This is a genomic window from Micromonospora sp. CNZ296 (assembly GCF_007827635.1).
In genome coordinates this window covers 165,333-179,792 of record NZ_VISW01000011.1, presented here as the reverse complement: position 1 = coordinate 179,792, position 14,460 = coordinate 165,333, and the positions used below count along the sequence as shown (strand labels likewise).

Here is a 14,460-nt window from a genome sequence, read left to right as displayed (position 1 = left end):
CGAGGTGGCGAGCACCCGCCGCGAACGGAACGTGGCCGCCCCCGAGCGGGAACGGCCACGTGTCGCGTGCGAGCAGCGGGTCAGGACGAGCTGGACGCCGCCGGCGCCTTGCTCGCCGTCGACCCGGATCCGGACGAAGAAGACGAACCGGATGAGGAAGACGACCCGGACGAGGAGGACGACGAGGACGAGGAGTCCGACGACGAGGACGAGGACGACTCGGACTTGGCCGGCTTGCTCGTCGAGGCGCCGTTGTCGGAGCCGGACGGACGGGAGTCCGTACGGTAGAAGCCGGAGCCCTTGAACACGATGCCTACCGAGTTGAAGAGCTTTCGCAGCCGCCCCTCACACGCCGGGCACTCGGTCAGCGGCTCGTCCGAGAAGGACTGCACCGCCTCGAGCTGGTGGCCGCACGCGGTGCAGGCGTACTGGTACGTGGGCACGTTCTCCTCCGGATCTTCGGCACGGCCTTCTGGCACTCGTGGACTTCGAGTGCCAATGGTGCGTCATGACCCCCGGGTTCGTCCAGCGGAAGCGCCCGGGCCCACACCCGGGACCGCCACCAGCCCGTCCGCCGGAGTGATCACACAGTGCACCGGGCGGTCGTGCGGCAGGGCGGGCACCGCCGCGACCAGCTCGCCGTCGTGCAGCAGCGCCACTGTCGGCACTGTGGCGGGCACCCGGGCCAGCGCGCGGTCGTACGAGCCGCCGCCCCGGCCCAGCCGGATGCCGCGGCGGTCCACCGCGACCGCCGGCACCACGACCAGGGCGGCTCCGGCCACCGCGGCACGCCCCCGGGGCGGTGCGGTCGGCTCGCGCAGGCCCCGGCCGGCGGCGCGCAACGACTCCGGGCCGGTGTACGGGGCCCAGTCCAGGTCCAGGTCCCCGCGCAGCACCGGCAGCAGCAGTTCGGCGTCGGGCGGCAGCGCGGCCCGCAGCACGTCCGGCAGGTCGTCCCCGCCGGGCTCCGAGGCGACCGGCACGTACGCGCTCATCCTGGCCGGCCGCAGCCGTCGTACCAACGTCACCAGCTCGGCCTGGACGGCGGCCGCCGCCACCGCGCGGTCGGCCGCGGACAGCGACCGGCGCGCGGCGAGTAGCGCGATGCGCATCTCCCGCTTCGCATCGTGCGCTTCATCCGAAAATTCCGGCACGCAACACTCCTGACGCAACGCTTGCCTAATGGTCGCTCTGTGTCAGCATCGCACCAAGGGAGCGGAACTTCCGGGGGGAAGATTGACGCTACGCGGGCGGTTGACGGCGGCTTTCCTCGCGGTGGTCCTCGGCCCCGTCCTGCTCGGCGCGTTCTTCGTCGGGGCGACGCTCAGCGCGGTCGACCACAGCCGCGCCACCGAGCGGCTGGGCCTGGCCGCGGCCGGTGTCCGTACCTCGATCGACGCACTCTGCCAGCAACTCCGCGCGGCGGCCGACGCGGTCGCGCTGGTCGGCGACCCGGTCGTCCGGTCGCGCGCGGCCGACCAGGTGGTCGCCCGGGGCCTGGCCGCCGCCGTGCTGATCGCCGACGCCGCCGGCCGCACCACCTACACCACGCCCGGCGGGCCGGCCGGCCGCTGGCAGGACTGCGCCGGCGCGCCCGCCACCGGTGTCGCCGCGCTGGCCGCCCAGGTCCGGCTCCGCGACCCGGCCGGCACCGACCTGGGCGCGGTCGCCGCCGCCCAGCCCGTCGACCGGGCCTTCGTGGCGCGGCTCGCCGCCGTGACCGGCGTCGGGATCACCCTCCTCGACGACCCCGGCGGCATCACCCACACGACCGAGGACCAGGGGGTACGCGCAGCGGTGCTGGCCGCCGCCGGCAAGGCGGACGGGAACCGGGTGACCGGGACCGGCGACGGCCGGTACGTGCGCCGGGTCGGCCCGTCTCCCGGTCAGCCGCTGCCGCTGGTGCTGTCGGTGCCGGGGGAACGTGCGCCCGGCCTGTACGGGGCGCTGATCGCCGCCGTCGCGCTCGCCGCACTGCTCGCAGTGCTCGCGGCCTGGCGGCTGGCCCGGGTGACCACCCGGCCGCTCGGTGAGCTGGCCGGCGCGGTGGACCGGGTGGCGCGCGGCGACCTGAGCGCCCGGGTGCCGGTGCGCAGCCGCGACGAGATCGGGCGGCTGGCGAGCGCGTTCAACCGGATGACCCGGGAGACCGGCACCTATGTGACGGCGCTGACCAGCAGCCGCGACCAGCTTCGCAACCACCTGGCGGTGCTCGGCGACACGCTCGCCAGCACGCACGACCTGCAACGCATCCTGCGGGTGATCCTGGACAGCGCGATCGCCGCCACCGGCGCCCGGGCCGGCGCGGTGCTGCTGGTCGACGGCGACGGCGTCCTCGTCGGCCGGTGCGTGGAGGGTCTGACCGGGCGCTGGCCCACGGGCGACCCGGCCGACCCGGCGACGCTGCGGGTGCCGGTCGGCTCCGGGGTGCTCGGCGCGGTGGCCGCCACCGGCGAACCGCTGCGCGGACGGTGGGCGTCGCCGGACACGCCGACCGGGGAGCCGTCCTGCGAGACGTACGTGGCGGTGCCGTTCGCCACCCCCGGCACCGCCGAGCCGCGCGGCCCGGACCGGCCCGGCCACCCGCCCGCCGACGGCGACCCGCCCGGCTCGGCCTGTGCGGCGCTCGGCGTGCTCGTGCTCTACGACCGGCTCGGCGGGCACGAGTTCCACGACGACGACGTGGTGACGCTGCGGACGTTCGCCGGGCACGCGGCGGTCGCGGTGGAGAACGTCCGGGTGCACGAGGAGGCGCAACGGCTCTCCCTCACCGACCCGCTCACCGGCCTGTGGAACTACCGCTACCTGCGTGAGTCGATCCGCCGGGAGGTGGAGCGGGCGAACCGGTTCGGCCGCATGCTCAGCGTGCTCGCGCTCGACCTGGACCGGTTCAAGAACGTCAACGACACCTGGGGGCACGCCGCCGGGGACGCCGTCCTGGTCGAGTTCGCCCGCCGGGTACGCGGCGTGATCCGCGAGGTGGACCTGGCGTTCCGGCAGGGCGGCGAGGAGTTCGTGGTGCTGCTGCCGGAAACCGACGCCCGGGGCGCCACGATCGTCGCCGAGCGGCTCGGCGCGGTGGTACGCGACCAGCCGGTGGCCGTCGAGGGGAGCGGCGACGAGCCGGTGCGGGTGCCGGTGACCGTCTCCATCGGCATCGCCGTCTACCCGGACCATGCCGCCGGCGGCCAGCAGGTGCTCGACGCCGCCGACGACGCGTTGTACGCGGCCAAGGCCGCCGGACGCGACGGCTACCGGCTCGCCCCGGCGCCCGATCCGGTGCCCACCCAGGAGATCCCGGTGGTGGCCGCCGGGGTCAGCCCGCCGGACGGGCTGCCCCGAGCCGGCGCGGCGGACCCGGCGGGCACCGTCCAGGGCGGCGCGTCTTCCGGTCCTCACCCGCCGCGGCAGAGCCGTGGCCGATAGTCTCGCGACATGTCGGAGCACTCAGCGAACCCCTCAGCGGCCCCCGGTCGCTCCCGCGCGGTCAAGGCCGTGATCCCGGCCGCCGGCCTGGCCACCCGGTTCCTGCCGGCCACCAAGGCGGTTCCCAAGGAACTGCTGCCGGTCGTCGACCGGCCGGTGCTGCAGTACATCGTCGAGGAGGCCGCGCAGGCCGGCATCGACGACATCCTGCTGATCACCGGTCGCGGCAAGACCTCGATGGTGGACCACTTCGACCGCCGGCCCGACCTGGAGGAACGGCTCGCCAAGAAGCCCGAGCTGCTGGCCGAGGTCAAGCGCACCGAGGAACTCGCAGCGATCTACACGGTCCGCCAGCCGGAACAGCTCGGCCTCGGTCACGCGGTCGGGTACGCCGAGTCGCACGTCGGCGACGCGCCCTTCGCGGTGCTGCTCGGCGACGAGTTCGTCAAGCCCTCCGAGCCGCTGCTGCCGGCCATGCTGGAACTCCAGGCCCGCACCGGCGGCGTGGTGCTCGCGTTCTTCGAGGTCGACCCGGCCGAGACCAGCCGCTACGGCATCGCGTCGGTCGAGCCGGCCGAGTCGGAATACGCCGACATCGCCGAGGTCGTCAAGGTCACCGGCATGGTGGAGAAGCCCAGCCCGGAGGACGCCCCCAGCAACCTCGCCGTCCTCGGCCGGTACGTGCTCCCCGGGAAGATCTTCGACGCGATCCGGCGCACCCGACCGGGCAGCGGCGGCGAGATCCAGCTGACCGACGCGATGGAGCTGCTGCGTACCGAGGGGGTGCCGGTGCACGCCATCGTCTACCGGGGCACCCGCTACGACACCGGCATGCCGCTCGGCTACCTCCAGACCGTGGTGCAGATCGCCGCCGAGCGGGAGGACCTGGGCGCCGAGTTCCGCAAGTGGCTGACCGAGTTCGTCAACAACGGTGACGAGACGGTCACCGCCGCGGTCCTCAACGGCATCCGCGACGCGTCCGGCGGTGCCGATACATGACAGCGACGGCCGACGCCGAGGCGGCCGCGAACGAGTTGACGCCGCTCGCCGACTACCTGGGCAGTGTGCTGCGCAGGTTACGCGCGCTGCCTCCACTCGACCTCGACCTGACCCAGGCGTACGGCAACGTGCTCGCCGAGGACGTGGTCGCCCCGCACTCGTACCCCGCCTTCGACCAGGCGGCGGTGGACGGGTACGCCGCGCGCTGGGAGGACATCTCCGGTGGGAGTCGGGGGCCGGGCTACGTCCCGGCCCCCTCCGGTATGCCCGGCGGCCGCAGCATCCGCCTCAACGTGGTGGGTGACCTGGGTGCTGCGAGCTGGCGACCGGTGCGGCTCACCCCCGGCGCCTGCTTCTCGGTCGCGGCGGGCGCGCCGCTGCCGATCGGCGCGGACGTGGTCGTCCCGGTGGAGTGGACCGACCAGGGCATGGCCGCCGTCGAGATCTTCCGCGCCCCCAAACGGGGGTACGGCCTGCGCCGCGCCGGGGAGGAACTGGTCGCCGGCACGCTGCTCGCCCGCGCCGGGGCGTACGTCTCACCGGCCCTGGTCGCGGTGTTCGCCGCCACCGGCATCGGGCACGTGGTGGTGCGGCCCAGCCCGCGCGTGGTCATCGTGGCCACCGGCGACGAGCTGGTGGACGTGGGCCGGGGCAGCCAGCCCGGCCAGGTGGTGGACACCAACTCGCACGCGCTGACCGCGGCGGCGGCGGAGGCGGGCGCGCTCGCGTACCGGGTGGGGATCTGCGACGACGACCCGGAGGCGCTGCGCGGCCTGCTGGAGGACCAGACGCTGCGCGCCGACCTGATCATCACCACCGGCGGCACCGGCACCGGTCCCGGCGACATGGTCCGCCGCATCCTGTCCCGCCGCGACGGCGGGCGCGCCGGGCCGGTCGCCTTCACAGAGGTGGCCCTCTATCCCGGAACGGCTCTCGGGTTCGGTACGGTCGGCGCCGAGGAGGTGCCGGTGGTGTGTCTTCCCGGTGAGCCCGGCGCGGCGCTGATCGGCTTCGAGGTGCTGGCCCGCCCGGCCATCCAGCTGCTGGCCGGGGCCGAGCCGGTGTTCCGGCCGAGCGTCCGCGCGCACCTGCTGGAGACGGTCTCGTCCCCGGTGGGGCTGCGCGAGTTCCGGCCCGCGCACGTGGCCGAGCGGCGCGGCGGCGGGTACACCGTGCAGCCGCTCGCCGGTGGCCCGTACACGCTCTCCGGCCTGGCCGAGGCCAACGGCCTGCTGGTACTCGGCGAGCGGGTCACCACTGCGGCTGCCGGGTCTACGGTGGACGTGCTCCTGCTGGACCGGCGCCGGTGAGCGCGAGGAGTGAGCTTGCGAGCCCCGCAGTCGCGAGCGGAAGGCAAGCTCGGTGAGCGCGAGGAGTGAGCTTGCGAGCCCCGCAGTCGCGAGCGAAAGGCAAGCTCGGTGAGGTTCCGGCGGGCGCCGGGGTGGCCGGCGGTGCTGGTGGACGGTCCGGTGGTGCTGCGGCCGTACCGGCGTTCGGACGCCACCGCCTGGTCGGAGATCCGGCGCGCGAACCGGGAGTGGCTGGCGCCGTGGGAGTCGCATGTGCCCGGCGGCTGGTACGAGACGAACTCGCCCGCCGCGTTCCGCCTGGTGCACGCCGACCAGCGCAAGTCCGCGCGTACCGGTGAGGGCATGCCGTTCGCGGTCTGCCTGCGCGAGGACGGGCAGGAGCGGCTGGTCGGCCACGTCAACATCGGCAGCATCGTGCGGCGGGCGTTCTGCTCCGGGTACGTGGGCTACTGGGTCGACTCCAGGGTGGCCGGTCGCGGCGTGATCCCGACCGCTGTCGCGCTCGCCGTGGACCACGCGTTCGGGCCGGGCGGCCTGCACCGGATCGAGGTGAACATCCGGCCGGAGAACATGCCGTCCCGGCGGGTGGTGGAGAAGCTCGGCTTCCGCGAGGAGGCCTATCACGTGCGCTACATGCACATCGACGGCGCGTGGCGCGACCACATCGGATACGCGATGACCGGCGAGGAAGTGGTAGCCGAGGGCGGACTGCTGGCGCGCTGGCACCGCGTACGTGACAACCGCCGCTGAGGCGAACGCCCGGCGCGGCGCACTGTGAACCGGGTCGGCGGCCCGTAACCTCAAGTAACTGCAAGCTGTGGCAAGCGCTGCCCGCCCGCACGAAGTGCGCCGTAAACGACGGTCGACGGAAGAAGTTGCGGCGGTGACGCTCGCCGGAGAACTTTGGTGACGGGAGGGGTGAGGGTGCCCACGTCGGTGCTCCTCGCCGTCCTCGCCGCCGCCGGTCTGCTCGCCCTCGCTCCGGCGCTGGTCCGCCGGTACGACGCCACCGAGCGGCTGGTGGCGGAGCGGGCGCAGTCGACGGCGCGGGTGCTCCAGCGCCGGCGTCGACGGCGCACCGTGCCCGGGCGGCGACCACTGCACCCCCCGCGCTCCCTCGTTGTGACTCTCAGTGAAGACTCCGACACGGGCAGTCTCGCCCGTCCGGTCTCCGCGCCACCGCTGCGTCGTCGCTCCGGGCGGCTCCGGCCGGTCTCCGCAGTGCCGGCCCAGTCCCGCCGACGGCACTCGCCCCGGCGGCGGCACACCCCGGCGGTCTACCGCCGGCGCCGGGTGCTGGCCGCGCTGCTGCTGCTCAACCTGGTCGAGCTGGGCGGCGTGGTACTCGTCGGACCCGGGTTCTGGATCAGCGTCTCGGTCACCGGCACACTGCTCGTGGCGTACGTCGTACACCTGCGGCAGCGTGCCCTGGCCGAGCGCCGGCGGCGGCGCGCGGACGCCCGCGAGGCGGCCTGGCTGGCCGCCCGCCAGGCCGAGGTGCGCCGCGAGCAGGCCCGGCGCGCGGCGGCTCGCCGGGAGGCGCAGCGTCGGCTGGCCGCCCAGCGCGAGGCGGTCCGGCGTACGGCGATGGGGCTGGACCGTCCCGCGGACCTGCCACCGGCGGCGAGCGGCGGTTCGGTGTCCTACCGGCGTGCGGGCGGCCTGCGCGGACGCCCCTACCAGTCCGGCCGAGGCGCCTGACCGCCGTGCCGGCGCCTTGCTGGTGGCGATCTTGGAGGGTTTGGGCCCCTCCGAGGGCCTTTTCCTTCCAAGATCTACGGGGCGGCGGGGCGGTTCGCGTCGTGGGGGCGCGACCTGTTAGCCTTGTTGTCGGCCCGCCCGGTGAAAGCCGGGTGGGACCGACGCTGGTTCGCCGGCGGAGGGGCTGTGGCGCAGACCGGTAGCGCACCTCGTTCGCATCGAGGGGGTCAGGGGTTCAAATCCCCTCAGCTCCACCCAGTTCAAAGGCCGTCTCCCGTGGTGGGGGACGGCCTTTTCTGATCTTCTGCAGCAAGTGGCTTGGGCGCATCGTGAGGTGGGCGCTCACCCGCGGCGGTGCGACACGCCATGGCCGAGACGGTCTTCGCCACCCTCACGACCGAACTGGTCTACACCCGCGCCTGGCCGTGACGGCACGAACTGGAAACGGTCGTCTTCTCTTCCATCGAAGGCTTCTGCGGCCCACGGCGCCGGCACGGCCGTCTGGGTAACGTCAGCCCCGACGCCTACGAGAAGACCCGTCACGAGTCCCTGACACACTCATGAAGCTGTTGAGATAGACGTCCGAGTGGTCAACGCCGACACGACAGGAACAGCCGCTGCGACAGTAGTCGGGCGGGTCAAGGGCGACCGCGAGGGTGAAGGACCCGAAACCTGCTGTGTCCCGCCACCGACCAGCAGGCGAACAGCGCGCCGGATGTCAGGTGCCCGGCGCCGTCTCGAGCCGTCTTCCAGGTCGGTTGGGCCACCTGCTCGGCGGCGTCGCCGCTCGCCCTTTGCGGTGTTTATGAGGGCGTTTGTTGCCGAGCATTAGCGTCCGAGACGGCGACAACCGGAAGTCTTCGCCATTCAAGAAAATGTTATGACTTGTTGCCGATGCTTGGGATATCCAGTTTGTCGGCAATGGCCCCCGGGATTCGATCGGCACTCCTGACTTCCTTATTGTTAATCGCGTTTAGAGTTCCGGCCGACCGGGGGATCCGGGCGTCGTCGGCCAGCGCCCCACAATGAGCCGACAAACCAGTCGGGCCGCCCCGAACAGGCGCGATTTTGCCACCCGCTCGACCTGTTGTGGCTGCCAGGAGCGCCCGTACCGTTGCGGCACCAGCGTTCCGTGTGATTGGCCAGATGAATTGCGGCAATTGCAGGCGTGCTGATTGTATCGAAAATCGTCTTTGATGGGAACGACAGTGAAAAACATGCGAAAGTCTGTGGTGGTCTTGGCGGTTCTGGCCATGGCCGCGGCGGGATGCGAGCAGGACAGTGAGTCAAGCCCGTCTGCGTCCGAGTCGGCCACGCCGACGAGCGTGGCATCCGCCTCTGCATCCGCCGCCGCGTCCGCGCCCGCGGTGGCGGTCGACACGTCCATCAACGAGAAGCCGGTGGACGGTTCAGACGCCGCTGCCGTGAAGACGGTGGATGTCGCGGCGCAGCCGGCGGCCCAGGCCCCAGCCTCGGCGGGGGGATACTACAAGCTCAAGACCGTGTTCCGCGGTGAGAACGAGTGCCTGGAAGGCAACCGCGTCGACGGCAACTCAACCCTCGCCGGCGCCGCGTTCCAGAACACCTGCAAGGACGTTGACGGGCAGGCCTGGAGTCTCACCAAGCGCCCCGACGGCTACTACACGCTGCGGACGAAGTTCCTCGGCGGGGAGAAGTGCCTCGAAGGCAACCAGATCGCCGGGAAGGTCCTCGGCGGCGCCGCGTTCCTGGACACGTGCCGCGAGGTCACCGGACAGCAGTGGAAGCTGGTCAAGGCCGGAGACAACCTCTTCCGGCTGCAGACGAAGTTCCGGGAGAAGGAAGGCGAATGCCTGGAAGGTAACCGATTCGCGCCGACGTCCGTCCTGAAGGGTGCGGCGTTCACCGACAAGTGCCAGAACGTGACCGGGCAGCTCTGGTACCTCACCGCGATCCCTGCCTGACGACACCGCATTGACCGGAGGAGCCCGGACTGTTGTCCGGGCTCCTCCGCGCGGATGACGGTTTGCTCGCACGCCCCGGCGTCAGTCGAACAGGCCGTCGAGCGCCTTCTGTTCGAGATCGCGCCAGCGCTCGGCGTCCTTCAGCGCCTTGGTGATCTCCTTCTCGTCGAGGTGGTGGGCGCCCTCCTCGCGGATGCACGCGACGCTGAAGGGCCCGCCGACCGACGGCGAGGTCCGCTCCAGAGCCTCCAGCACCCGTACCACGCCCACCACGCCGTACTCGACGGTGCGCGTGGTCATCCGGAAGTGGGACAGCAGCGCGCCGGCCTGCTGGGCCATGGGCGCGCCGGAGCCGATGGCGTGGAAGCCCACGTCCTCGTAGCGGCCGATGAGTCCGTTGGGGTTGATCTCCACGATCCACGGGCCGCCCTGGCTGAAGCCGGCCGCGAGCAGGTACGCCGACACCCCGCCGCCGGCGCCCTCGCCCGGTACGTCCGGGATGTAGTTCTCGTAGTGCTTCTTGAAGACGGGCAGGACGCGCTCCTGCAACTCGTCGCCGATGTCGGGTGCTTCGAGGATGGCGGTGGCCGAGTCCTGGAGGAGGGGGCGCAGGTCGTTGAGTACCCCCCGCGCACCGCTGCCGCCCCAGGCGGCGCAGTCGCCCAGCGGGTGCAGCTTCTGGGCGGGGAAGCTCAGACCGCGGTCGCTCTCGGTGATCTGGGAGTCGGCGCCGATCACCACCCCGTCTTTGCAGACAACGGCGAGTACGACGGTCATAGCGTCCTCCTGAGCAGGGGTAAGGGGTAGGGCGCGACGTACCCGCCATCCCGCCTGCCTACACCCCGACGAGGGTTGGCCCACTCGTGGCCGGACTACGGGAAGGCTGCCGCCCGTCGGCGGCGACGCGGTCGAGCGGCCGGCCGGATGCGTTACGGCGACGGCTCGTGGAAGTAGACGGTGGCCGACCACCAGTCACCGTCGGCAGTGATCTCGCTTTGAATGACGACGTCCTGGACCTCGATACCAGGCCGTTGCTCGATGCTGTCGGCGATGCGGCGTAGCAAGGCCGGGACGCTGTCCTGACCCGGTCCCGCCGGGTTGGCCTGCGAGAAGTGCTTGATTGTCCACGACGGCGGTTCGGACGGCACGACGGCAGTCTGCCAGTGCCTCTCTCCGAGCCTTTCGAGGCTCGTGAATGATCGTGCCGGCGGTTGCCAGGGCACGTGCTATCCGGCCTCGGTGAACAGTCCGGCGTAGCGGTCCAGGTACAGCGGCCAGCCCTCGTCGTGGCCGACGCCGTCACGAACCGACTCCCAACCCGGACCGTGCCGGTCCAGGTTGCGGTGCTCCAACTCGACCCGGGTGCGCTGCGGTGTCTCGGCGACGAACCGGACCTCGACCTCGCTGGCGTTGTCCAGATCCTGTTCGAGCTGCCATGCCGGGCTGATGTCCCAGCTGAAGACGAGCCGGTCCGGCGGCTCGAAGACGAGGATTCGCGCCCAGGCGCACTCACTGCCGTCCTCGGCGCGGTCGAAGATGTGCCCACCGACCTTCGGCTCGAACACCGTCTCCGCGATCGGCGACGACAGCAGGTTGTGCTCCTTCGGCTTGAAGTCGCCGAACCGCTCCGTGAATACCGCGAAGGCGCGCTCCACCGGCGCGTCGACCACGATCTGCCGCTGTACCACCGCATCCGTGCCACTCATGATTCCTCCTCGTCAGGGCGCTCGGCGACGTCCTTGAAGCCGTCCAACGCGCGGCTCCAGTAGGTGTCGAGCTGATCTCGTAAGGCGGCCACGCCGGCGGGATTGAGCCGGTAGACACGCTTTGTGCCCGCCGTGCGGTCCGTCACGAGGCCGGCGTCCTTCAGCACCCGCAGATGCTGCGACACCGCCGGCCGGCTGACCGGCAGCACCGCGGCCAGCTCGCCGACCGCCCGCGGCTGCTCCGCGAGACACGCGATGATCGCCCGCCGAGTCGGGTCGCCCAGGGCGTCCCACCCGTCCTCGGTTCGGTAAGTTCCCACGAACGGTAAGCTACGGCTTACCATTGGCGTTCGTCAAGCCTGAAAAGCAGGTCACTGTTGCCACAGGAACGCCGCCGTCGAGCATGGCCGGCAGCGGAATCCGTACCCGCAGCCACCGCCACCGAAGTTGAAGCCGGTGCGGTGATCGTGGCCTTCCTCGAGCTGGACGACGAACGACATGGGCAGGGCGCAGGCGGGACAGGTGGGCGTCTGGTCGAACTGGAGCCACGCCGGCAGTCCGCCGAGTTGCCCGAGGACGTCTCGCAGCGGTCGGCCGGACTCACCGCGCCAGCGTTCGCGCGCCTCGTCGTAGCCGTCGGAGTCGTGCATCGGCACGTACGTGACGGCGGACGTCTCGGCCGCCAGGACGGTGTCGCCCGAGGGCACGGCAGACGGAGCCAGCGCCCCGGAAGGGAAGACGAACGCGCGGTTGCCGCCGGCTGTCGCATCCCACTCGTCGCACAGGCCCGGATCGTTCTGGCACATGAAGATCGACAAGAGCGCGGCGTCGTCCGCGTCGACGTCGTCGAGCCGGACCTGGGCCAGGAACTGCATCGGTCCGTCGCACTCGTCGCACACCGGCCAGTCGAAGCCCGCAGGCACGAGCGGAACACCGCCGGTACGCGTGCCGGGCGCATCTGGTGCCGTGTCACCGTTGTAGATCATCAGAATCGTCACGCGGCGCAGCGTAGGGGAGTTGACGATCTCTCGCAGCGCTCAGATGTGCCCGGGTCCGTCCGGCACCCGGCCCGCAGCCGGGCGGCCGATCGGAGTCACGTCCGTTGGTAGCCTGACGCGTCCGTACGACAGATGGAGTCTGCCCGGTGCTCAGGACGGTGCTGCGGAGGCTGGGCGCGGCGGGCGCGGTCTGCGTGGTGGCCGCGTGCGGACCCTCGACTGCTGATCCAGCGGATCGTTCGGCGGGCGAAGCTGTCCCCTCCACGGCCCAGGCGACCGGCACGCCCACCACCCGGAAGCCGTCCGCGATTCCGGCGACCGGCGGCACCGGCTACTCCGCGGCACTGTCGGCGCGGCTGGTGACCACGGACGGGCTGCCACCAGGCTTCAGTGTGGATATCGCAACGGTCATGGCTCCGGATGCGGGCCGGCAGCGCCCCGGCCCCGAGGTGCCCTGTACGGACATGATTCCGCTGTTGTCGGCCAACCGGCTGACCGGTGCTCCGTCGGCGATGACCGCCGCGACCGTCAGCTCTGGCGAGGGCTCCGACTACCCGTGGGTGGCGAGCGAAGTGCTCAGGACGTACGCCGACGACGGCGCCCGAGGGGCGATGGCGGACCTGCGGACGTTCATCGGACGGTGCCCTGCCGTCGCGTCACCGGGCCAGGACGGAGGCAGCTACCGTTTCGCGGTGGTACCGGGGCCGCGACTGGGCGACGAGAGCATGCGCGTCGACTCCAGCACGACTTCCGGATCGATCACGCTGGAATGGGACAGCATCCTCGTCCGGATCGGCGCCACCCTGGTGGTCGTTCATGAGCAGGGCAACGAGCCCGGCGGCGACGATCACCTCCCCCGGCTCGCCGAAGCCGCGCTCCGCAGCTACCAGACGACCGGACCCTGAACGCCCTCGGGCGGTCGGCGGCGGCTCACCTCGTCGCGCCACCGAACCATCTGGTCAGCGCATCCTCCAGCGTCTGCTGATCGTCACCCACCCAGGCCACGTGCCCGTCCGGCCGCAACAACACCGCCGGCACGTCCAGCTCGTCGCCGGTGCCGGCGACATGCCCGACCCGGTCGGCCCAGGCGTCCACCGACAGCTTTCCGGTCCCGTCGAGCAACAACCCGCCGCCGGTACGCATCAGCTCGTACAGGCGTCCCTCCCGCAGCGGTACGTCGCGCAGCCGCCGCCCGAGCAGCGCATGCCCCTCGCCGACGTCGTACCGCACGCTGATCGCTGTGACCTTCTCGATCAGGAAGCGGTTGACCTCGTCGAAGTCCATGAGCTGCGCCAGCATCTGACGCACGGCCTGCGGCCCGGGCTCGTTGGTGGTCAGCAGCATCTGCGCGCGGGTGTTCGTCAGCACGTCGGCGGCGACCGGGCGCCGCTCGGTCTCGTAGGTGTCCAGCAGGTCGTCCGGCGCCCAGCCGTTCACCGTCGCCGCCAGCTTCCAGCCCAGGTTGAACGCGTCCTGGATGCCCAGGTTGAGTCCCTGCCCGCCGAGCGGCGGGTGGACGTGCGCGGCGTCGCCGGCCAGGAAGACCCGCCCGACCCGGTAGTGCTCGGCCAGGCGGGTCGCGTCGCCGAACCTCGACAGCCAGCGGGGGGAGTGCACGCCGAAGTCGGTGCCCGCGTACGCGTGAAGTTGCCGCTTGACGTCGTCGAGCGTCGGCGGCGCCGAGGCCACGTCGGCCGCCGGTACGACCACCCGGAACACGCCGGGCCTGCCGGACGGCCCGAGTCCGAACCGCTTCTCGGTGCGGCGTACCTCGGTCATGATCGCGGTGATCTCGTCCGCGGGCGCGGTCAACTCCATCTCGCCGAGCAGCGTGTCGATCGTCGACGGCTCGCCGGGAAAGCCGACGCCGAGCAGCTTGCGGACGGTGCTGCGCCCGCCGTCGCAGCCGACGGCGAACCGCGCCCGCAGCGGTGACGCGCTCTCGTCGTCGAGGTGGACTGTCACGCCGTCGTCGTCCTGCTCCAGCCCGGTCACCGCACTGCCGCGCCGGATCTCGGCGCCGACCTCGGCGGCGTGGTCGGCGAGCAGCCGGTCGGTGAGCGTCTGCGGGATGCCGAGGACGTACGGGTGTGCGGTGTCCAGGTCGGCGGGCGCGGGTTTGTCGATGCCGGCGAAGAACCCCCGGATCGGATGCGTGCCGCCGTGTTCGAGGAACCGGTCCAGCAGCCCGCGCTGGTCCATCACCTCGATGCTGCGGACGTGCAGGCCGAGCGAGCGCACGTACGGCGGCGGCTCGGCGTCGCGTTCCAGGACGAGCACGCCGACGCCCTGAAGGCGCAACTCGCTCGCCAGCATCATGCCGGTCGGCCCACCGCCGACCACGATCACGTCGAACACATCTTCCCCCGTGCCGAGT

General features: G+C 71.9%; 15 protein-coding genes and 1 tRNA gene. 9 read left to right on the top strand and 7 right to left on the bottom strand.

Going from position 1 to position 14,460, the window contains the following annotated elements; genetic code table 11:
• Positions 1-66: 66 nt before the first annotated feature.
• Positions 67-288, top strand: a complete 222-nt coding sequence (locus tag FB455_RS34830) for a hypothetical protein (RefSeq protein ID WP_357000229.1) — start codon at positions 67-69, stop codon at positions 286-288.
• Positions 289-506: 218 nt separating this feature from the next.
• Here FB455_RS34830 and FB455_RS19650 read toward each other — a convergent pair whose 3' ends face one another.
• Positions 507-1,154 carry a 5-formyltetrahydrofolate cyclo-ligase gene (locus tag FB455_RS19650; protein ID WP_013283912.1) on the bottom strand — a complete coding sequence of 216 codons (648 nt, stop codon included), beginning with the start codon at positions 1,152-1,154 and terminating at the stop codon, positions 507-509.
• Positions 1,155-1,236: 82 nt separating this feature from the next.
• On the opposite strand from FB455_RS19650, the gene FB455_RS19645 reads away from it, so the two are divergent.
• The 7 genes from FB455_RS19645 to FB455_RS19615 all read left to right on the top strand — a co-directional run bounded on the left by FB455_RS19645 (position 1,237) and on the right by FB455_RS19615 (position 9,379).
• The gene (locus FB455_RS19645) at positions 1,237-3,426 is read left to right on the top strand and encodes a diguanylate cyclase (RefSeq protein WP_186466425.1); all 2,190 of its coding nucleotides are present in this window, start codon (positions 1,237-1,239) and stop codon (positions 3,424-3,426) included.
• Between the two features lie 9 nt (positions 3,427-3,435).
• Positions 3,436-4,425, top strand: coding sequence for a UTP--glucose-1-phosphate uridylyltransferase (locus tag FB455_RS19640; protein WP_145754487.1), 990 nt, complete (start codon positions 3,436-3,438; stop codon positions 4,423-4,425).
• Positions 4,422-5,735, top strand: coding sequence for a molybdopterin molybdotransferase MoeA (locus FB455_RS19635; RefSeq protein WP_013283915.1), 1,314 nt, complete (start codon positions 4,422-4,424; stop codon positions 5,733-5,735). Before FB455_RS19640 ends, FB455_RS19635 begins: the two co-directional genes overlap by 4 nt.
• A 108-nt stretch (positions 5,736-5,843) precedes the next feature.
• Positions 5,844-6,485 carry a GNAT family N-acetyltransferase gene (locus FB455_RS19630; RefSeq protein ID WP_145754486.1) on the top strand — a complete coding sequence of 214 codons (642 nt, stop codon included), beginning with the start codon at positions 5,844-5,846 and terminating at the stop codon, positions 6,483-6,485.
• Positions 6,486-6,653: 168 nt separating this feature from the next.
• On the top strand, positions 6,654-7,436 hold the full coding sequence (sepX, locus tag FB455_RS19625; RefSeq protein ID WP_186466424.1) for a divisome protein SepX/GlpR: 783 nt from the start codon (positions 6,654-6,656) through the stop codon (positions 7,434-7,436).
• Positions 7,437-7,616: 180 nt separating this feature from the next.
• A tRNA-Ala gene (locus FB455_RS19620) sits at positions 7,617-7,690 on the top strand.
• 963 nt (positions 7,691-8,653) lie between these two features.
• Positions 8,654-9,379 (top strand): RICIN domain-containing protein, encoded by a 726-nt coding sequence (locus tag FB455_RS19615; RefSeq protein WP_235437318.1) that lies wholly within the window; start codon positions 8,654-8,656, stop codon positions 9,377-9,379.
• A gap of 81 nt (positions 9,380-9,460) precedes the next feature.
• Here the strand turns inward: FB455_RS19615 and FB455_RS19610 are convergent, their stop codons facing one another.
• The 5 genes from FB455_RS19610 to FB455_RS19590 form a co-directional block, all read right to left on the bottom strand.
• Positions 9,461-10,156: a proteasome protein gene (locus FB455_RS19610; RefSeq protein WP_047890747.1), complete on the bottom strand. Its 696-nt coding sequence runs from the start codon at positions 10,154-10,156 to the stop codon at positions 9,461-9,463.
• Between the two features lie 152 nt (positions 10,157-10,308).
• Positions 10,309-10,527: a tautomerase family protein gene (locus FB455_RS19605; RefSeq protein ID WP_013283921.1), complete on the bottom strand. Its 219-nt coding sequence runs from the start codon at positions 10,525-10,527 to the stop codon at positions 10,309-10,311.
• Positions 10,528-10,605: 78 nt separating this feature from the next.
• Positions 10,606-11,085: an SRPBCC family protein gene (locus FB455_RS19600; protein WP_030274045.1), complete on the bottom strand. Its 480-nt coding sequence runs from the start codon at positions 11,083-11,085 to the stop codon at positions 10,606-10,608.
• Positions 11,082-11,429 (bottom strand): ArsR/SmtB family transcription factor, encoded by a 348-nt coding sequence (locus FB455_RS19595; protein ID WP_013473924.1) that lies wholly within the window; start codon positions 11,427-11,429, stop codon positions 11,082-11,084. Before FB455_RS19595 ends, FB455_RS19600 begins: the two co-directional genes overlap by 4 nt.
• Positions 11,430-11,456: 27 nt before the next feature.
• Entirely contained in the window at positions 11,457-12,083 is a 627-nt protein-coding gene (locus tag FB455_RS19590) for a DUF1963 domain-containing protein (protein ID WP_145754481.1), read from the bottom strand.
• Between the two features lie 146 nt (positions 12,084-12,229).
• Here FB455_RS19590 and FB455_RS19585 point away from each other — a divergent pair, with 146 nt between their 5' ends.
• Positions 12,230-12,988: a hypothetical protein gene (locus tag FB455_RS19585; protein ID WP_145754479.1), complete on the top strand. Its 759-nt coding sequence runs from the start codon at positions 12,230-12,232 to the stop codon at positions 12,986-12,988.
• Between the two features lie 25 nt (positions 12,989-13,013).
• On the opposite strand, the gene rox is transcribed toward FB455_RS19585, so the two are convergent.
• The gene (rox, locus tag FB455_RS19580) at positions 13,014-14,441 is read right to left on the bottom strand and encodes a rifampin monooxygenase (protein WP_145754476.1); all 1,428 of its coding nucleotides are present in this window, start codon (positions 14,439-14,441) and stop codon (positions 13,014-13,016) included.
• Positions 14,442-14,460: the final 19 nt, after the last annotated feature.